The sequence below is a fragment of the Streptomyces sp. NPDC047028 genome (assembly GCF_040644095.1).
GTDB lineage: Bacteria > Actinomycetota > Actinomycetes > Streptomycetales > Streptomycetaceae > Streptomyces.
In genome coordinates this window covers 151,952-170,982 of sequence record NZ_JBEYVS010000012.1, presented here as the reverse complement: position 1 = coordinate 170,982, position 19,031 = coordinate 151,952, and the positions used below count along the sequence as shown (strand labels likewise).

Genomic DNA, 19,031 nt, shown 5'->3' with positions numbered 1-19,031 from the left:
GAGCCGACGTGCTCTTCGCAATGCTCCGCGACGGCACCTTCTACCAGCCACCAACCCCAATCACCCCTTGACCAAAGTCATAGGGGCACCCCCCCCGAGAACTCACCGCCTCGAGACGGAACTCCAGACGCGCCGCTCGTCCGACCTTCGGCTATCAACCGCCAGCAACTTAGGTCGATCATGCGGGGCTATTTGGAGCGCAACCCCATTTCGTCGGAGCTGTTGCCTTCCATCCGTTCAACTTTGGTCTCGGCCCCCTCGCCGCCCACTCCGCCTCGCGAAACGGATGAGATTTCGCCGCTCAGCATTCGCGAGGAAGAACGAAAGATGCTTCAGTCGATCAGCGAGGAGAAACAACAAGATCGCAGCGGGCCTCAGATTGATCTCGTTCGCACCATTTCCGATGAAGTAACGCAAGGTACGGACTCAGATCATGATGATCTACCTCAAAGTCGCCCGGAACTGATCCGTGTGATTCGCGAGGAAAAGTCGCAAGATCTACGATCCGAGAACAATTCATCCAGGACTCAACCGGAGACGCTCGTATGTATTTTCTGCTGGAATGCCATTGAGCCGAGGCACTTCTCTGCGCGACAGGTGATGAGATGTCCAGGAGAATTTACCGTTGATCACAAGGGTTTCGTTTTCGGTCACATCCAGGGTGCCATGGCTGGAGCAGACCCCTCGACCGAGCCAGCCGCCCAAGATTCTCCCTGCGCTTCAGGAACAGAATGCGGAACGTGCCGCACACCCATGACCGCAGAACACATCGTTACCGACAATGTCGCGGTCACGGCACCCAAGGAGACATGGGGTCAGTCAATCCTGTGCGACGGCTGGCTAGAAAACAGCGGCGTTCGCCAGCCGAATCGAAACACCTGTTACGCGGCGGCCCTCGCCACCGCCATGCGCGGTCTTGGAATTTCCGGACCAGAGGCCACCGTCGCAGCGCTCGTCCATAGGTTTGCATATTCTCCCATTGCACCCCATAGCGAAGTGGGAGAGGAAGCCCTGGCATACCGAGCGGCCTACGAGGCATTGGCTTACAGGATGCCCGACGGCACGTTCCATCAGGTCCTGGCGACCGTAGGCGAAGGGACGAACGCCCAGAAGAAGGCAATCGAGTACATGATGGAGCTCAGTTGGGGGATCCCTGTCGGCAGTGCCGCTCCGGGCCTCGGCGCCTTTCCTGTAACCCTCAAGCAGGCTGGAACCTCTGGGGAAGCTGTCGTCGACGTCATCTCTCGGGGCGGAGCATATATGGGAGCGAGTTCGGCTCACTGGCACGTTGCCTACGGATATCAGCGGTCAACACGCGGCGCTTACAGAGCACTGGTGTACGATCCCGAAACGAACGCCTACACAATAAAGTCTCTGCCGGGTATCTGGCATGACGGAGATGCGTACTCTGTATTCAAATAGTTTATCTGCCGAAGCACAGAGCTGGGCGCGCCCACATGTCGGTGCGGGCCTGTGGGCCGTCCCCGCGGGCAGGCACCTCATTGAAGTCGAACAGGGGGCACGCCCCCGGGGGCCTTGCATTGTCCACGGAGAATTTCCGGCCGGACGGGCGCTGGAGCGGGGCAGCACCCCGCCGAGCATCGTCGCGTCTCATAGGCGACGGCTTCGGTCAGGCTCAGGACGCCTCGAACCCGCCGCGACGACGTCGGAGGACCTGGCGACCTTGCCGACCATCGCGCCCCGCGCCGGTCCGGCCCGCGGAATGCTCGCCGTGTCACCGGGGCCCGTCGAGACCGAGTTCTTCGACGTGGTGGGCACGCGGCGGTCCTCGGCGTCCGCAAGGGCGCTTACAACCGTCGGCCCTCGCTGGTTCACCGCCATCGCCCTCGGGCCGTGGGCGAGGCGCAACACAGCACGTCACCGGCATCCACCACCCACCACGACGGTCACTGAATGCACCGTCGCGCGCCAGATCACTTTCCCTGCCGCCACACGTCGACAGCGCCACCGGGTCGACATCGTGGCGATACGCAGGCTTGACGCCAAAGGTGAGCGGAACCGGAGGCATGTTCAGTCCCCCGGCTCAGGACGTCGGGCCGCGCTCCTCGCCGATCACGAGCAGGGCATCGGCGCACCTGAGAGCCGCGTCCGCGGCGGGCGATCCTCGTACCGGTGACGCGCGCCGCTGCGCGACTGCATGAACTCAGCGGCAAAGGAGTTCATCGCCTTCAATGCTCACCGCGCCGGTCGACGGTGGACACTAGCCAGATCTCGCGGGCGTCGCCGCCCTCCCGCGCGCGGTGGTCGCATGAGCGCTCTGATCAAGCAGACGCTTACCAGCGAGAAAAGCGACAGGTTGCTCCTGAGGATCTGCCGAGGGACTCTGGCCTTGAGAAGCGTGTACCGCCCCCATGGGGAAGAGGTTTTCCATGACCACAGCACCCATTCCTCGCTCATCGGGCAGTCCGCTCGATGTGACAGTGGCGAGGTACCTGCACGCCTTCCCCGCTTCGGACTCCACACGCGCCTGGCTTGCTGGGATCGCCGGCACTCGGGTTGGAGTAAAAACCGCGCAGGAAGCTTATCTCGATTTCTATGGCCAGTACTTTTTCGACACCGATGACGAACGGAACAGGATTGCAAGGGATTCCCCGTCCTGCGTTGCCACTTGGCGCAGCATCACGAACGGAGTAGCCCGTGGAGTTGAAGGAATGGCCCTTATGGAGAAAGCGCACGAGGGCTTCGAAGAGGACTGTAGGCGAGCCAAGAGAGAAGTGCCTGACAAGATTCCAGCGATCGACTTCCTCTCGGACGATGACGTGAGTCCGGCCATAAAAGAAGTCGACAGCAATGAGTTCGTCAGAACGGCTGTGGAAGCGGTCGAAGAGCTTTCCATGGTCCTCGAGGAACTCTCGAACCAGATCCGTAGCCACATTCCTCAGTAAATACCACAGCTACCACCGGAGGGCTCAATGGGAGGAAAGCCGAGCAGGCTTGACGAGTACATCGGGGGATGCCGACAAGCCACTGATGAGGTAAGAAGTCTCCTCGTGAGGGATTGCACTTCTGCCGAAATAAACAGGGCTGCCACAAAGGCTCAGCTATCCGTGGAATCCCTTGGTGAAGAAATCGAGAAAATGCGCGGGGGGATTTCACGGAAGGAGTACGAGAAGTGGAAGAGGGTTCTCGAAACATTTGATGAAGTACTCGGCTCCGCCCGACAGGCGGAAAAGTCCGCCCGAAGTAGAGAGGAGAAGCGTCAACTGCGGCTCGACCAGGATATGGCAAAAGCCCTGCAGCGACGCATAGAGGTTGCCAGGGATCCGGCGGAACGGGACGACCAAAGCAGAGAACTGAGTGTCCAATGTCGCAGGATGATGAATGCGCTTCTCGACAGGACCAACGAACTGCCGGAGAAGGAGCCAGGAGAATACCGAAGCATAAGAAGTCTTCAGCAGGCAGCAGACGAACTTCGCTCGGAGGCCGGAAAGCTGGAGCCCGAGGCATTCATTCAACGGGTTAGCGCGCTGAAAGAACGGATTGCCAGGCATCGGAGTGGGATTTTCGAGGAGAAGAAGATCAGTAGGGCCGCCCCGATCTGGTACGAGGTCGAGGACCCGGGCGATTCCGCAGGGCCGGCAGTGAAAACAGCCTATCAGTCGCTCATTTTTTACGCTCCCAAGCAGCTTGAGAAAGCCTGGGCACGCCAGAATGGCCGCCCTGCAACGGGAGAAAGGCGCAAAGCGGAAACAGTGGCACGCGTCAAGGCGATCGTGGACGGCTGGAACAAGGCCGACTTTGGAGATGCCATCAAAAGGAAAGTCGAAGAAGTCGTGGACAGCGCCATAGCGGCAGGCTACGACGTCACGGCTGAAGATCTCCGAAATGCGCTGGCCACGATAGCCAGTAACCTGGTTGGCCTCTCCTACACCACCACACTCAGCGCTGCGCCCGGAGGGGTGGGACAATACAATACTCCCAGTGACAAGGATGTGGACAAGTACAAGTGACGTGGCCGTTTCTCGGCCTGTCAACCATGTTGGCCACGGTTCACCTCACGAGGCCGATATGCTGTATGTGAGGGGTTGCCTGGACCTTGAATCGTCGGAGCCGTCCGTAGGAACGAAGTTGACTTTCACGTACATCCGTGTGCCGTAAGTGGCCCGATAAGTGCCCAGGCCGGAGAAATGCACTCCGTTCGAGGAGTTGATGGTCAGTCCATCCGGAAGAGCCGGAGCACCGCTCTTCGGAGTTTTGAACTGTGTCGTCGGTCCAAGCACATCTTCGATGGGGACATTCTCATAATTGTTGGTGAACGAGACCCCGTGCTTCCTGTCGGTGACGTTGACGCTGTAGTCCCCTTTGCCCTGGAGGTCGGCGTCGAGATACATCTGCCCGTCGGCGGTCACTCGCTGAAGGGTGACACTTACATTGGCTACAGTCCTGGCGGGCACTTTGATGTTCTGCGACGGGGCTGTGTAGGTCTGGGCGATCGACTCGGTCTGCGTGTTCGTCTCGCTGTAGGAGACAGTGGTGCTCATCTCCGAGTCCATACCAGGCAGGAACTTGGCCGCCACCTTGACCGTGCCGCTCAGGCCTCGGGCCACAGACGTGCTGAGGGTGTCGCTTTCGGACTGACTGAACGCCTGCGTCGTCAATGTCTGCTCGACGTCACTACTGTTTTCCAACGACGTACCGCCGATATACAGGGTGCCTGCCTCGGAGATCACCGGGTCGCCTACCACGCCAATTTTTGCGTTGAGCGCCGCAATTCTGCTGTTGTTCTGACGTACTACCTTCCCCTCGTACTGCTGGGCATCCGCCCAATAAACTGCCTGGACCCGGGTGACTGCATCCAGGTCCACCCAGGTGACTGGATCTGCGTGTGCCCGTCCGGTGGTCATGGGGACGGCGGCGAGCATGACGAAACATGTCACAGGCAGGATAAATGGCTTAATCGCAAATCCCATGCGTTTACCGTCCCTAATGTGTCGCGCTCTCGACGAGATGTGCACCTTCCTGGCGCTAGCGATTTTAAGGACTAGAACGCCAGAAGCAAGAGGAGACCCTCAGCCAGTTATCTGGTTCGGTTCCACAAACCCGTTCGACCACGATGACCCACTTCATTCGGTGCTACCTTTTACCGTTGTGTACGAGTCGACCGTGCACTCATGTCATGGAGCATGTATCGAGCTCATGAATCACTCGCCTTTCGCTGGATCGGCCGGTGTGCTTGATGAACCGGCCCGGCGTGACGGCCCGTGAGTCAACAGTGTCGCTGCCGTTCCGGATGGGCTTCTCCCGGGTCTACGGCACCTTCACCGAACTCGGACTGACCGACGACCTGCCCTTCATCGGCTCCGACAAGCTCGGCCTGCCCGAGACCGCCGCGGTCGCCCTGCGCCCTCGGCGTCGACATGATCAACGTGGCCCGTGGCTCTCGTCGGCCGTCGGTGTCGCGCACCCGTCGCTCATCACTGCGAACGACATCGAGATCATGAACGGCGACTACGAGGCCCGCACCCTCGCCGCCGTCTACGGCTACAAGGACGGCTGGGGCGAACTCGGCCCGGAACTCGCCCGCGAGGTCAGCTCACTGCTCGCCGCCGGGCCGATCACCGCAGGCGAGCCGTCGGTCTGGCCGGCCGTCTGACCGTCCACAGCAACACACGGGCCCCGTACGCGGACGGCTCCCGCATACGGGACCTCGTGCGAGCCAGGGATCAGCTGACCGTCAAGGCGGTGTCGTCCACGACGAAGCTGGTCTGGAGCAAGACGCCCTCGGACGCCGTTGAACTTCAGCGTCACCCTCTGGCCCGCCAGCGAGGACACGTCGAGGGACTTCTGGCTGTAGCCCGAGGCGGCGTTCAGGTTCGAGTGCGCCGCCAGGGTCTTCGAACCCGCTGTCCTCTGCCGCTCGGGTGATCCGGCTTCAGGACGAAGCGGGCTGGTGCAGGCGGACTGTGACGCGCAGTCGGCAACCCCGCCCTGGAGCGTCACCTCGTCAGCCCCTCCCACGGGCTGGGAAGGGCTGACGAGGTGGCGTGAGGGTGGGGCGGAGGGGGTCAGGCGGTTTCGGGGCCCAGTTCCTCCTCCTCGATGCGGGCCTCTTCGCGGGCCCGCTCGATGTGCTCGTCGACGCGGGCCTTGGGAAGCCTGACCCGCAGGGCCAGGAAGTAGACGATCGCGGCGAGTGCCAGGTTGACCAGGAAGCCCCAGCCGAAGCCGATGTAGCCACGGCCGCCGTCGTAGTCGCCGGCCCAGCTGATCACGGTGAGTCCGATCAGCCAGGGCATGACCCAGCCGGCGCCCGCCTTCCAGTCCAGGGCCGGGGAGCGGCCCTTGCTCGTCGCCTCGAAGATCGCCAGGAAGACGAAGCCGATCCCGATGGTGGCGAAGAGCTTCCAGTTGGTGTTCCAGCCCGCCCAGTAGACGATGAGGTTCGCCGCGTACAGCGCGAGGAACGGGATGACGTCGCCGCCGGGCACCTTGAAGGGGCGTTCGTGGTCGGGGATCTGGCGCCGCATGGCCGCGAGCACCAGGGGCCCGGAGCCGAACGACAGCACGGTGGCCGAGGTGATGAACCCGACCAGCTGCTGCCAGCTGGGGAACGGCAGGAAGATGATCAGGCCGATGACGAAGGTGACGATCAGGCTGACCAGTGGGGCGCCGCGCCGGGTGGTCTTCGTCAGGGCCTCGGGCGCGTTGCGGTTGCGCCCCATGGCGTACGAGATGCGGGCGGTGACGGTGGTGTAGATCAGGCCGGTGTCACCGGGGGAGATCACGGCGTCGACGTAGAGGGTGTACGCCAGCCAGCTGAGGCCGATGGCGCTGGAGATGGCGGCCAGCGGACCGTAGTCGTTGGCGAAGCTCAGGTTGAGCCAGCCGTGGGAGGACGTCAGGTCGTGGGCGGGGACCGCGCCGATGAAGGCGACCTCCAGCAGGATGTAGATCACGGCCGTGATCAGCACGGATCCCAGGATGGCGAACGGCACGTTGCGCTTAGGGTTGTCCGTCTCGCCGGCCAGCTCGACGCCCTGGCGGAAGCCGAGGAACGAGAAGGTGATGCCGGCGGTGGAGATGGCCGTGAAGATTCCCTTGGCACCGCCGGGCGCGAAGCCGCCGTACTCCTGGGCGTTGAAGTTGTGGGCGTGGAAGGCCGTGACGAAGAAGGCCACGATCACCAGCAGGATGATGGCGAGCTTCCACCACACCAGCACGTTGTTCACCCGGGCGAACCATCGGATGCCGAAGTAGTTCACCACCACGAAGAAGGCCATGGCGGCCGCCGCGACCGCGTATCCGAGGCCGGTGAGGGTGTACGCGCCGGAGGCTTCGTGCAGGACGGTGAAGTCCGCCCACTTCGTGGCGTACTGCAGGGCGCCCTCGACCTCGATGGGGGCGACGGTGGCGGCCGCGATCCACGTGATCCAGCCCATGGTGTAGCTGGCGAACGACCCGAAGGACAGATGGGGGAAGCGGACCACGCCGCCGGAGACCGGGAACATCGTGCCCAGCTCCGCGAAGCACAGCCCGATGAGAATGATCATCACTGCGGCGATCGCCCACGAGAAGATCGACGCCGGTCCGGCCTCCCGGGACGCCTTGAGGGCCCCGAAGAGCCAACCGGAGCCGATGATGGACCCGACCCCGGCGAACAGCAGGCCCACCCGGCCCATGTCCCGCCGGAGTCTTGGCTGTTCGACCGGCTCTCCGGTGTCGGTCTCGGACAACGAACTCATGCCACCACCGTTCCCTGGTTCCGTGTGACGCGCGTTGTACTGAGGGCCTCCTACCGGTCCTCCAGGCCCTGGTCCCGCCCGGGGCGCAGTACGGTTGTGATCACTCGCCTACCAGCATCGCGACAGACCACACATGGACCGCTTGTCAAATGAAAGTAAAATCTTGAATTCGACACGGTCTTGGTCATGCTCCGCATGCAGGCGGACACGAGGTGGTACCTGCCGGTGCGCCGCCAGGCAGGGGCCGGTGGCGTTCACTCGGCACGTCGGGGGTGCGCTGTTCGGTGTTCCTCGCTGGAACACCAGTCAGGATCGGCGCCTCGAGTTCTGTCAGTGGGTCTTTTCGTTCTGTCCCGACCCCAGTTCGGCCATTTTGCGGTGCGCCTCGGCCTTGGCCTTGTCGGGCAGGATCTTGTTCGCCATCCCCTGAGCTTTCGTCCTGGCCGAGCCGGCTACGACTTTCTCCTTGTCGGCAAGGAGCGCGTCGAGTCCTTGGCGGGCGACCTGCGCGGGGTCGTCCTTGTCCTGCCGGCCGACCTTCATGTCGTCCATGTCCGCCCGGTGGAAAAAATCGGTCTCGGTCGGACCCGGCATCAGCGAGGTCAGGGTGACGCCGGTGTCCTTGAGCTCGTTCTGCAGCGCCTGCACGAAGGACTGCAGGAACGACTTGGAGGCGTTGTAGACGGCCTGGAAGGAGCCGGGCATGGTCGATGCGATGGACGAGGTCACGAGGATGCGGCCTTCGTCGCGGGCCGCCATGTCGCGGACGACGCGCTCGGCGAGGTGCACGGTCGACCTGACGTTCAGGTCGATGATCTCCAGGTCGTCCGCCAGATCGATGTCGACGAACGCGCCGCCCCTGCCGACGCCGGCGTTCAGCACGGCGATGTCCAGCGGCCGTCCGATGGCCCGGACGGCGTCGACGAGGTGCTCGGTCTGGTCGTAGTCACGCAGATCGGCCTGGATCACGTCCACGTGCGCGCCCGCGGCCCGGATCGGTTCGGCTGCCTGCCAGCAGGCGAGCGTCGTCCTCGGCGTTGATGACGAGGTCGTAGCCGCGCTCGGCAAGTTGCCCGGCCAGCTCGAGTCCTATGCCGCTGGATGCGCCGGTGACGAGTGCGAGGGGCCTGGCATCGTTCATGACACGTTCACCTTCGTGTGCGCCTCGCGACGTGCGTTGCGTTGCCTCCGCCGCGCTCAGGCGGCGCTGGATTCAGTGTCCGGGCAGGTGGAGGCGGTGGGGGCGCCGCGGGGCCGGGGCCGGCGAGCGGGAGTCGGCGGGTGCGCCGCCGCCTTCCAGGCGCTCGGCCATGGCGTCGCGTTCCGCCCTGGTCTGGCGTACCTCGTCGCGTCGGGCGCGTCGCTTGCGGCCGCGGTAGGCGGCGAGGGCGGTTCCGCCGAGGAACATCCACAGGCCCAGACCGAACAGGATCGCCAGGGCGAGGCCGCCCAGGAAGGCGCCCAATACACTGATCGTGAAGGGGTGGCCGCCGAAGAGGGAGACGGCGTAGGTGGGTCCTCCTGAGAGGTTGAAGGCGATGAGCAGGCCGGTGAAGGCGGCGGTGGCCGCCATGAGCAGGAGACCGAGCAGCAGCATGTCCCTTCCTCCCTTCGTCGTACATGAGTCGGGTCTCCCGCTGGCCGCAGATGAATCACCCCCTCCCCTGCTGTGCGGCCGGCTCTCCCACCTCGCCGAGTGTCGTCTTGAGCGAAATGGCCTACTCGAAGCGGGTAGGAATGGCCCACACGCTTGGGCTGCCCGGATCCTAGGGTCGAAGGTGACCGACGCGGCGCATCGCAGCGCCACCTCCCGTCCCACGGAGGAGCCCCCTCATGCAAGCCATCACCGTCCAGGACCGCGAGGCCGGCGCCCGCGGGCTGGCCCTCGCCGAGCTCCCCCACCCGCATGCCGCGGAGAACGACGTGATCGTGAAGGTCCACGCCGCCGGCTTCACGCGGGGTGAGCTGGACTGGCCCGGCACCTGGACCGACCGGGCCGGACACGACCGGACCCCGAGCGTGCCCGGCCACGAGCTGTCCGGCGTCGTCACCGAACTCGGCTACGGCACGACCGGCCTGACCGTCGGGCAGCGCGTGTACGGCCTGACCGACTGGGCCCGCAACGGCACCCTGGCCCAGTACACCGCGGTCGAGGCCCGCAACCTCGCCCCGCTCCCCGCCGACGTCGACCACGTCACGGCTGCCGCGCTGCCCATCTCCGGGCTCACCGCCTGGCAGGCGCTGTTCGACCACGCCCACCTCCGAGCCGGGCAGAGCGTCCTCATCCACGGCGCCGCGGGCGGCGTCGGCTCGATCGCCGTGCAGCTGGCCCGCACGGCGGGCGCCCGGGTGATCGGGACAGGACGCCCCGACGACCGCGACACCGCACTCGCTCTGGGCGCCCATGCCTTCGTCGACCTCCAAGGCGAGAAGCTGGAGGACGTCGGCGACGTCGACGTGGTGTTCGACGTGATCGGCAGCGAGATCCTCGAACGTTCCAGCGCTCTGGTCCGCCCTGGCGGCACGTTGGTCACCATCGCCGAGCCCGTCAGCGTCCGCCCCCGCGACGGACGCGCTGTCTTCTTCGTCGTCGAACCCGACCGCGTCCGCCTGAGCGATCTCGCCCAACGCGTGCGGGACGGACGCCTCAAGCCGATCATCGGTGACGTGCTGCCGCTCGCCGAAGCGGTCGGCGCGTTCACGCCGGGCAAGCGGACCCGCGGTAAGACGATCATCCGCGTGACCGAGGACTGAAGCCGGAATGCCGCGCCGGGCCGCAACAGCCCGGCGCTCATGGTCACGTTGCCCCCAACTACCGTGGACAGGAAAGGCATTAGGCTGCTCGGGCGGGCCCACGCTCTCGTGCCGGGCTGGGCCGGGGTCGGGTTCTGGGGGGCGTTGCGGTGGCGGTTCGAGCGTCGGGAGACGTTGCGGATCGCGTGATCGTGACGGGTCTTGCGGCCGGTTGGGTGGTGGGGATCGCGCTCTGCGTGGTGCAGGCGGTGGGCCTGTACCGCGACCTGTCCGCCTATCGCCACGCCCGTCCGTGTCCCGTCGGCCGCGCCGGCCAGGCCGATGGGGCGGCCTGCCTCGGCCGGGAGACGGCGGCGATCGACAGTCGGTACGCCGTGTCCTCCGACGACGGCACGGAGTACACGGTGACGATCCGCCGGGGCGAGGGCGAAGCCTCGCGCACTGAGAAGCACCACATCAGCAAGTCCCTCTACACCTCGATCGGGCGACACGACGCCCACATCGCCCTCACCACGTGGCACGGGCACGTGGTCGCGTTGGAGTTGCACGGCCACCGGTCCACCGAGACGGTCCCGTCCAGCGGACCGGTGGTGCGGTGGCTGGTCCTCGCCTGGGTGCTGTTCGGTCTGCCGCCGATCGTGGTGCTGCTTCTCAACCGTGGGGCGGCTGCGTCGTGATGGTGTTCGCCGGCCTGGTGTGGACGATCCTGGGCGCCGGCACCGTCCTTCTGATCACTCCGTGAGCGCGCGGTCCCCGTCGCGGGCCGGCGACTTCAGAGGAAACGCAGAGCATGGGGCTCCTGGTGCGGGCCCGTGTCCTGCGCTAGACCCTTAATGACATGTTCATGTCTGAGATCTGACGCCGCCGCCAGATTTCCTAGACCGAGGAGTACCCCCATGAACTTCTCACCGGCACTGCGGTTACGCAGCCCGCGCCCCCTCGTGCAGGCCGCCTTCCGCCTCCTGACCGGGTTCCTCTTCGCCTGCCACGGCGCCGCGTCCCTGTTCGGTGTCCTGGGTGGCGCTTACGGCGGCGGCACGGTCCCCGTACTCCAGTGGCCCGGATGGTGGGCCGCGGTCATCGAACTCGTGGGCGGTGCCCTCGTGGCGCTCGGCCTGTTCACACGTACCGCGGCCCTCATCTGCTCGGGGTCCATGGCGTACGCCTACTTCAGCGTCCACCAGTCGAACGCCCTCCTCCCGATCGACAACGGCGGCGAGCCGGCCGTCATGTTCTGCTGGGCGTTCCTGCTGATCGCCTGCCTCGGCCCCGGCGCGTACTCGCTGGGGGCCCTCCTGAAGGGCGGGAGATCACCCGCCATGGACGAGGCAGTGGCGGCAGTACCCGCTCCATAGGCCCACACCCGCGGCCGCCAGGACGGCTCAAGCTGCGACAGCCCCTCGATGCGCCGATGTCTCGATGCCCCGAGGGGCTGTCGCGCGTCTGGCGGGGGCAGGTGTCGGACACCGTGGCGGGGGCACCGGCTGGATATGGATGCACAAGCATGGGCGTTGCGGGGGCGCGGCCGGGCGCGCCGTGCGGCTGATGGTGCGGTGATGGCCGTGGCGGCCCGGGCCGGGTTCGTCGCGCGCGGGCTGATCTACTGCCTGGTGGGGGTGATAGCGCTGCAGATCGCCTTCGGCGGCGACGGGGACCGGCGGCAGGCCGACCGCGGCGGCGCCCTGGAGGAGCTCGCCGGCAAGCCTTTCGGGGCGACGCTGCTCTGGGTGGTGGGCGCGGCGCTCGCCGGTATGGCGCTGTGGCGGCTGTCGGAGGCGGTGTTCGGCGGCGCGGGCCCGAACGGGCGCAAGCCGTCGAAGCGGACGGCGGCGGGCGGGCGGTGCCTCTTCTACGCCTTCGTGTCCTACTCGGTCCTCTCCTACGCGGCCGGGCACAAGGGCAGCGGGAGCGGCACCTCCGACCGCAGCACCGAGGACGTGACCGCCGTGGCACTCGGTCTGCCCGGCGGCCCGTGGCTGGTGGGGCTGGCCGGTGCGGCCGTGGTGGTCGCCGGGGTGTGGATGTCGGTCCGGGCCGTGCGGAGGAAGTTCCGGGACACCCTGCGGACCTGTGAGATGTCGGGGAGGGTGCGGCGGTTCACGGACTGCTTCGGTGTGGTCGGGGGCGCGGCGCGCGGGATCGTCTTCGCGGCGGCCGGTGTGTTCGCCGTCGTGGCGGCGGTCCGACACGAGCCTGGGAAGGCCAAGGGCATGGATGACACGCTGCGGTCGTTCCGGGAGCTGCCGGCCGGGCCCTGGCTGCTCGCCGTGGTGGCCCTGGGGCTCGCCGCGTTCGGTGTCTTCTCCTGGTGCAGCGCGCGCTGGCGCGCGGTCTGAGCCCCGGCGCGTCCTGCCTCCGCTTCACCCTGCCGCACCGCGGCCGCTGCCCGGTCACCCGTTGCTCCGTCCGGGGCAACTTCGCGTGGATCCTTCGGGACACACCGATCTAAAGACGGATAAACATATTAATAGTACTTACGGTGCTTGCCGGACAGGACTTCACGACAACGCGTCTCCGGGCGCGGGTTGGGACATCCATGGGCGAGCTGAGCCGGAGAAACGCACTGGGCATGGGACTCGGACTGGGAGCGGCGGCGATCGGTCTCGCCGGCTGCGGTTCGGCCGACGAACGCAGCTCTCCCCCCGCCGGGAGGCACACCGGGGCGCCGGGCGGCCCGAAAGGCGCTCCCCGCATCACGCCGCACCTGATCGGTGACGGCTCCACCGCCTACACCGGCCGTCAGCCCAACCAGCCCCCGACGCCGGAACGGCTCGAACCGGGGCGGAAACCACCGCAGTTCGTGATCATCTCCTGGGACGGCGCGGGCGAGGTCGGCACCGGGCTCTTCCCCCGCTTCCTCAAGACCGCCCAGGACCACGGCGTCCACATGACCTTCTTCCTCTCCGGGCTGTATCTGCTGCCGGAGTCCAAGCGCGACCTGTACAAGCCGCCGAACAACCCCGTCGGCGCCTCGGACATCGGCTACCTCACCGACGAACACCTCAAGTCCACGCTCGGCTACGTCCGTCAGGCGTGGCTCGACGGACACGAGATCGGCACGCACTTCAACGGGCACTTCTGCGCCGGCTCGGGTTCGGTGGCCAAGTGGACGCCCGACCAGTGGCGCAGCGAGATCGAACAGGCGAAGTCGTTCGTCACGTCCTGGCGCACCAACACCGGCTGGCACGCGCACGATCCGCTGCCCTTCGACTACAGCCGGGAACTCATCGGCAGCCGTACGCCCTGCTTGCTGGGCCAGGACAACCTGCTGCCCGTGGCAAAGGAGTTGGGCTGGCGCTACGACGCCTCCTCGCCCGGAGGCGTGCAGCGCTGGCCCAGCAAGCGACAGGGCGTGTGGGACTTCCCGCTCCAGGGCATCCCGTTCCCGGGCCACAGCTTCGAAGTGCTGTCCATGGACTACAACATCCTCGCCAACCAGTCCAAGAACTCCACGCGGGCGCCGTCGTACAACTACCCGGGCTGGCGCGAGCAGGCCACCGAGTCCTACCTCGCGGGATTCCGCCGCGCCTACGAGACCAACCGGGCGCCCTTCTTCGTCGGCAACCACTTCGAGGAGTGGAACGGGGGCATCTACATGGACGCCGTCGAGGAAGCGCTGAAGCAGATGTCGGACCCCAAGGACGTACGGATGGTGTCGTTCCGGCAGTTCGTGGACTGGCTCGACGCACAGGATCCCGCGCTCCTGCGCCAGTTGCGGGCCCTGGAGGTCGGCGAGGAGCCCCCCGGGGGCTGGAAGAACTACCTCACCGCCAAAGCCCCTTCACGGTCGGCCGCCCCGAAGGCGGCCGCCCACGCCTGACGGCTCCCCCGCGTGCCACCGGGAGATGAGCACCGGACGTGTCTCCTCGGGCGGGTGGCGATGCACCGGGCTGCCGTTCAGAGGCGCCCGAGTGTGCTCTCCCGGTGGATCAGGGAGTAGCCGGCGTGGATGCGGCGGGGCTGGTGGTGCGGCGCACCGTTCACCTGGGCGAGGACGGACTCCACCGCCATCCTGGCGATGGACGCCTTGTCGGGTGAGACCGAGGTGAGGGTGACGGCGCCGAACCGGCCCTCCACCACGTCGTCGAACCCGACCACGGCGACGTCCTCGGGAATGCGCAGCCCCCGCTCGGACAGGACGCGCATGGCGCCGATGGCGATGAGGTCGTTGTAGGCGAACACCCCGTCCGGCCGGTGCCCGGCGTCCAGGAGGCGGGCCATGGCCGCCGCTCCGTCGGCGTGGCCCCAGCCGTCGGTGGCCGCCACCAGCCGGTGGTCGGCGACGAGCCCGGCGGCGTCCAGCGCCTCCCGCCAGCCGTGCAGCCGCAGGTGAGCGGGCTGGCTGCGGCCGCGGCGGGCGCCCAGGAAGGCGATGTCGCGCCGGCCGAGCGAGATCAGGTGGCGCACCGCGTCGCGGGCGGCGGCGACGTTGTCGATGGCGATGTGGTCGTAGGGCAGGTCGTACTCCCGCTCGCCGAGCAGGACGAGCGGGACGGGTTCGGCCCGCTCGCGCAGGTCCTCCGCCTCCAGTTCGATGGGGCTCAGGATCAGACCGTCGATCACCCTGGTGCGGAATCCCTGGCTGACCAGGGCCTCCTGGTCCCGCCGGCCGCCCGTGTGGTCGAGCAGGACGGTGTAGTCGTGGTCGGCCGCCGCGTCGACGACCTCCGCGGCGAGCTCGGCGAAGTAGGGGTTGCCCAGTTCGGGCAGGGCGAGGGCCATGATCCCGGTCCGGCCCTTGCGCAGGTGCCGGGCGGTGAGGTTGGGGCGGTAGCCGAGTTGGTCGATGGACTTCTGCACCCGCGCCCGCATCGCCGGGGTGACGTGCGGGTGGTCGTTGACCACGTTGGAGACGGTCTTGATGGAGACACCCGCGTGCAACGCGACGTCCTTGAGGCTGACCCGCACGACGTTCCTCCCCGTCCGGGCAGGGACCCCGGGCCGGCGCGCCTGTTCCACGCCCCGCGGCCGGGCCCGGCACGCCGAAGGGCCGGCACCCGGTTTTCCAACGTTATACGGGGCTGTACGCCGCCCTGGCAAGAAAGGGGTGAAGGGAATGGCTTCCGGTCTGCCGCGGCGGCGTGCGGGTCACGCCGCCGCGGCACCTCGGCCGGGGGCCGTGCGAGGCGGATGGTGTCAGTGGGCCGGCCGGCCCGCCGAGGCGCCTGCCGCGATGAGTTGGCGGTTGATGTCCCTGACCTGGTCGGGGTACACCTTCAGCACCGCACGGTCGTAGGTCACCAGGCCGTTGAGTTCACCTTCGACGTCGCTGATCTGCGTGTAGACCGAGCCGGAGAGTCCGGCGGCGGCGTTCGGGATCAGCAGGCGGGTGTTGTCCACGTACGTCTTGGTCATCTCAGCGATGTCGGTGGGCCCGTCACCGTAGTCCTGGCCGCCCGCGACTCCGGCGATGTGCCCCGGGACGGTCAGCGAGTACCCGCCGTGCTCGCCGTCGACGGCCGCGCGGGTGGCGTCCGGCGCGGGGTTGGCCGGACCGTGGTAGAGGTGGTGGTCGATGACGTCGCCGCGGCCGGAATCGCCCTTGGAGGCACAGCAGTTGACTCCGGAGTGGGCGTCGACCAGGCGCGAGGGGTCCTGCGCCTTGACGGAGTCGGCGAGCTCACCGGTGGCCTGCTTGCTCCGCTCGCCCCAGCCCTCGTTCATCATGGTCCACATGACCACGGAGGGGCTGCTGATGTGCTGGTCCACGATCTCGTGGACCTCCTTGTCGAACTCCGCGTCGCTCGCGGCCCCGGGGGCACCGCCGTTGCGGCTGGGCATGTCCTGCCAGACCATCAGGCCGAGCCGGTCGGCCCAGTAGTACCAGCGGGCCGGTTCCACCTTGATGTGCTTGCGCACGGTGTTGAAGCCCAGCCGTTTGTGCAGTTGGAGGTCGGACTTCAGGGCGGCGTCCGTGGGCGCGGTGTAGACGCCGTCGGGCCAGAAGCCCTGGTCGAGGGTGGCCAGCAGGAAGGTCGGCTTGCCGTTGAGTTCTATTCTGTTCACCCCGCCGGCCTTGGCGACGGAGATCGACCGCATGCCGAAGTAGGAGCCGACGCTGTCGTGCGAGCGGCCGTCGGCGAGGGTGACCTTCAGGTCGTAGAGGAACGGGTGGTCGGGGCTCCACAGTCTCGGGTGCGGGACGGGCAGCCGCAGGACGGTGCCGGCGGCTCCGGTGACCGAGCCGACGCGCCGGTGGCCGTCGTACGCCGTGGCGGTCACCCGTGCCGAGGGCTTCGTGCCGGTGCCGGGGCGCACCGTGACCGACAGCGAGTCGTCCTTCAGGTCCGGGGTGAGGACGAGCGAGTCGATGCTCTCCGGGTGGCGAGGATCAGGTCGATCCAGGTGCTGGTCAGTTCGAGGACGCGGCTGTCCTGGGTGACGTAGCCGAGGTCGCCGAATCCGCGGAGCCAGTAGGGCAGTTCCTCCCAGCCGTCCCTGTCCGGGACGGCCCAGCCGCTGGTCGTCTCGTCCAGGTAGCCGGAGACCTCGGGCATGCGTCCGTTCAGGCCGTCGAGTTGCAGGTCCAGTTGGGTGCGCAGCCAGCCCTTAGGGGTGATGCTGCCGGGCGGCAGCCGCAGGAACGGCTGTTGCCGCAGCGGGTCGCGATTGGCGGTGTAGCGGGGGCCGTTGGCGGTGTGATGGGGGCGGCTGGTGGTGGGGTGGGCAGCGGTGGCCGGGACGACCGGGTCGGGCGGGGTGGCAGCGAGGGCGGGCGTGGTGGCGCCGGCCAGGGCGACGGTGCCGGCGACCGAAGTGGAGCCGACGAGGAACGTACGGCGTTCCATGTGCTGCCCTTCCTGTTCGAGGACCGTGTCGGACGAATGAGCGTGGGAGTGTAAGCCGTTGGGGCTTGGTTGACGTTCAGGCGAGGAGATGCGGTGTGCGCGGGTAGGGCGCTGCCGTGCCTTGTCCTGACGGTGTGCCAGATCGCCGGCGCTCCCGTGCGGGCCCCGGCGGCAGCTGTGCGGAGCATGGACGGGCGTCGGCCGGTGTGCGGCGTTGCGGGTCGGCGCGCGGCAGGCGCCTGACAACGTTGTAAAGCGAGGCAGCCACATGACAGCACAGCCCTGAACGGAGTGTCCACCCCCGTGCGGGATTCGCCTCGCGCGGCCTGCCCGGGACGTGGTGCGTCCGCGTGATCCCGCTGCTCACAAGGCATTTGACGGCCGCAAGTCGTGTTACGCGGGGCGGCGGCGCGGCCCGTGGCGGCCCGGATCCGGTCACGGTCGGGGACGGGAGTCGTCCCGTGAGAAGAGTCGGTGCCGCGGGTTGACATCCGGTTTGACGTTGCCTCAATGTCTACAACGTTGGAAAGCACGCCTGCCCGTATCGCCCTCATCAGCCGAGGGCCCAGGTGGCCCCACACCTTCTTCCGCTCCGCCCTTTCATCTGCACCCATCGTCGAGGATGTGATCGGCGCGTGAATGCCTCCCTCCAGGTCAAGTCCCTCACCGCGGCAGTGCTGGCCGCCGGACTCTGTCTGGCCGTCACCGGATGCACCAAGTCGGAGTCGTCCGGCTCCGGTGGCGACTCCGGGTCGTCGACGGCCTCCAAGGACAACGCGGCCGCCTCGCAGCAGGTCGCCTCGCCTTCCGCGGCCGGCCCCGGCTGCACGTACAAGACCTACGGCGGCGGTGTGCCGAAGCTGGACATCGCCGACGGAAAGACGGTCGTCGGGTTCTCTCAGTCGGAGTCGACCAGCAACCCCTTCCGGGCGACCGAGACCAGGAGCATCGAGCAGGAGGCGAAGAAGCTGGGCGTCAGACTCATCCAGCGCAACGCCAACGCCGATGTCAACGCCCAGAATTCGCAGATCGAGGACATGATCGCGCAGGGTGCCAAGGTCCTGATCGTCGCGCCGGAGAACTCCGACGGCCTCGGCCCGGCCCTGGCCAAGGCCAAGTCGGCCAAGATCCCGGTGCTGACCATCGACCGCACGGTCGGCGGCAGCGCCTGCGCGGAGTTCATGGCCTTCATCGGCTCCGACTTCTACCACCAGGCGCAGGTCGCGGCCGACGACCTCGCCGCCGCCACGAACGGCGGCGACGCCCACGTCGCCATCCTGACCGGCACACCCGGCAACAACGTCACCACCGATCGAACCGAGGGTTTCAAGGACCGGGCCGGGGCGAAGTACCCGAAGATGAAGATCGTGGCCTCGCAGACCGGCAACTTCGCCCAGACCGACGGCCAGAAGGTCATGGAACAGCTGCTGCAGTCCCACTCCGACATCAACGCCGTCTACGCGGAGAACGACGAGATGGCGCTCGGGGCGATCCAGGCCATCAGGTCCGCCGGCAAGACACCCGGCAAGGACATCAGGGTCGTCTCCATCGACGGTATCGAGCAGGCCGTGAAGAACGTCGCCGGCGGCCGGATGGTGTCGGACATCGAGACCAACCCCCGCTTCGGCCCGCTGGCCTTCCAGGCGCTGCGGGACTTCTACGGCACCACCGGCGTGCAGTCCAAGGTGATCATCAAGGACGGCCACTTCACCACCGGCAACGCCCAGCAGGCCCTCGACCAGGGCCTCGTGTACTGAGACCGGGCCGCCGCAGGCGTGCCGGAGTC

General features: G+C 67.0%; 17 protein-coding genes and 2 pseudogenes. 10 read left to right on the top strand and 9 right to left on the bottom strand.

The window, feature by feature from the left end; genetic code table 11:
• Window positions 1-192: 192 nt before the first annotated feature.
• From ABZ854_RS13985 to ABZ854_RS13975, 3 genes are all read left to right on the top strand, one after another.
• Entirely contained in the window at window positions 193-1,422 is a 1,230-nt protein-coding gene (locus ABZ854_RS13985) for a hypothetical protein (RefSeq protein ID WP_361209175.1), read from the top strand.
• 968 nt (window positions 1,423-2,390) lie between these two features.
• A complete protein-coding gene (locus ABZ854_RS13980) occupies window positions 2,391-2,906 on the top strand; it encodes a hypothetical protein (RefSeq protein ID WP_361209172.1) in 516 nt (171 codons plus the stop codon).
• Between the two features lie 27 nt (window positions 2,907-2,933).
• The gene (locus tag ABZ854_RS13975; RefSeq protein WP_361209169.1) at window positions 2,934-3,971 is read left to right on the top strand and encodes a hypothetical protein; all 1,038 of its coding nucleotides are present in this window, start codon (window positions 2,934-2,936) and stop codon (window positions 3,969-3,971) included.
• 45 nt (window positions 3,972-4,016) lie between these two features.
• Here ABZ854_RS13975 and ABZ854_RS13970 read toward each other — a convergent pair whose 3' ends face one another.
• Window positions 4,017-4,931, bottom strand: coding sequence for an ETX/MTX2 family pore-forming toxin (locus ABZ854_RS13970; RefSeq protein WP_361209166.1), 915 nt, complete (start codon window positions 4,929-4,931; stop codon window positions 4,017-4,019).
• Between the two features lie 299 nt (window positions 4,932-5,230).
• On the opposite strand from ABZ854_RS13970, the pseudogene ABZ854_RS13965 reads away from it, so the two are divergent.
• Window positions 5,231-5,614: pseudogene (locus ABZ854_RS13965) on the top strand (FMN-binding glutamate synthase family protein); the annotation flags it as partial.
• 70 nt (window positions 5,615-5,684) lie between these two features.
• Here ABZ854_RS13965 and ABZ854_RS13960 read toward each other — a convergent pair.
• From ABZ854_RS13960 to ABZ854_RS13940, 5 genes and pseudogenes are all read right to left on the bottom strand, one after another.
• A pseudogene (locus ABZ854_RS13960) lies at window positions 5,685-5,868 on the bottom strand (hydrolase); the annotation flags it as partial.
• 158 nt (window positions 5,869-6,026) lie between these two features.
• Window positions 6,027-7,703, bottom strand: coding sequence for an APC family permease (locus ABZ854_RS13955; RefSeq protein WP_361209163.1), 1,677 nt, complete (start codon window positions 7,701-7,703; stop codon window positions 6,027-6,029).
• Between the two features lie 330 nt (window positions 7,704-8,033).
• Window positions 8,034-8,678: an SDR family NAD(P)-dependent oxidoreductase gene (locus ABZ854_RS13950; protein ID WP_361209160.1), complete on the bottom strand. Its 645-nt coding sequence runs from the start codon at window positions 8,676-8,678 to the stop codon at window positions 8,034-8,036.
• Window positions 8,650-8,844, bottom strand: a complete 195-nt coding sequence (locus ABZ854_RS13945; protein WP_361209157.1) for an SDR family NAD(P)-dependent oxidoreductase — start codon at window positions 8,842-8,844, stop codon at window positions 8,650-8,652. The genes ABZ854_RS13950 and ABZ854_RS13945 overlap by 29 nt, the downstream gene beginning before the upstream one ends.
• A 72-nt stretch (window positions 8,845-8,916) precedes the next feature.
• Complete coding sequence (locus ABZ854_RS13940) at window positions 8,917-9,300, bottom strand: hypothetical protein (RefSeq protein WP_361209154.1); 384 nt, start codon at window positions 9,298-9,300, stop codon at window positions 8,917-8,919.
• 236 nt (window positions 9,301-9,536) lie between these two features.
• Here ABZ854_RS13940 and ABZ854_RS13935 point away from each other — a divergent pair, with 236 nt between their 5' ends.
• The 5 genes from ABZ854_RS13935 (at window position 9,537) to ABZ854_RS13915 (ending at window position 14,277) form a co-directional block, all read left to right on the top strand.
• The gene (locus tag ABZ854_RS13935) at window positions 9,537-10,457 is read left to right on the top strand and encodes an NADP-dependent oxidoreductase (protein WP_361209151.1); all 921 of its coding nucleotides are present in this window, start codon (window positions 9,537-9,539) and stop codon (window positions 10,455-10,457) included.
• A gap of 191 nt (window positions 10,458-10,648) precedes the next feature.
• Window positions 10,649-11,134 (top strand): hypothetical protein, encoded by a 486-nt coding sequence (locus ABZ854_RS13930; protein ID WP_361209148.1) that lies wholly within the window; start codon window positions 10,649-10,651, stop codon window positions 11,132-11,134.
• A 219-nt stretch (window positions 11,135-11,353) separates the two neighbouring features.
• Window positions 11,354-11,812, top strand: coding sequence for a DoxX family protein (locus ABZ854_RS13925; protein WP_361209145.1), 459 nt, complete (start codon window positions 11,354-11,356; stop codon window positions 11,810-11,812).
• Window positions 11,813-11,947: 135 nt separating this feature from the next.
• Window positions 11,948-12,793 (top strand): DUF1206 domain-containing protein, encoded by an 846-nt coding sequence (locus ABZ854_RS13920; RefSeq protein ID WP_361209142.1) that lies wholly within the window; start codon window positions 11,948-11,950, stop codon window positions 12,791-12,793.
• A 200-nt stretch (window positions 12,794-12,993) separates the two neighbouring features.
• Window positions 12,994-14,277 carry a hypothetical protein gene (locus ABZ854_RS13915; protein ID WP_361209139.1) on the top strand — a complete coding sequence of 428 codons (1,284 nt, stop codon included), beginning with the start codon at window positions 12,994-12,996 and terminating at the stop codon, window positions 14,275-14,277.
• 77 nt (window positions 14,278-14,354) lie between these two features.
• Here the strand turns inward: ABZ854_RS13915 and ABZ854_RS13910 are convergent, their stop codons facing one another.
• From ABZ854_RS13910 to ABZ854_RS13900, 3 genes are all read right to left on the bottom strand, one after another.
• A complete protein-coding gene (locus ABZ854_RS13910; RefSeq protein ID WP_361209136.1) occupies window positions 14,355-15,365 on the bottom strand; it encodes a LacI family DNA-binding transcriptional regulator in 1,011 nt (336 codons plus the stop codon).
• Window positions 15,366-15,593: 228 nt separating this feature from the next.
• Window positions 15,594-16,715 (bottom strand): glycoside hydrolase family 2 TIM barrel-domain containing protein, encoded by a 1,122-nt coding sequence (locus ABZ854_RS13905; RefSeq protein WP_361209133.1) that lies wholly within the window; start codon window positions 16,713-16,715, stop codon window positions 15,594-15,596.
• 23 nt (window positions 16,716-16,738) lie between these two features.
• Window positions 16,739-17,245: a hypothetical protein gene (locus ABZ854_RS13900; protein ID WP_361209130.1), complete on the bottom strand. Its 507-nt coding sequence runs from the start codon at window positions 17,243-17,245 to the stop codon at window positions 16,739-16,741.
• Between the two features lie 635 nt (window positions 17,246-17,880).
• On the opposite strand from ABZ854_RS13900, the gene ABZ854_RS13895 reads away from it, so the two are divergent.
• A complete protein-coding gene (locus ABZ854_RS13895; protein ID WP_361209127.1) occupies window positions 17,881-19,002 on the top strand; it encodes an ABC transporter substrate-binding protein in 1,122 nt (373 codons plus the stop codon).
• Window positions 19,003-19,031 lie beyond the last annotated feature (29 nt).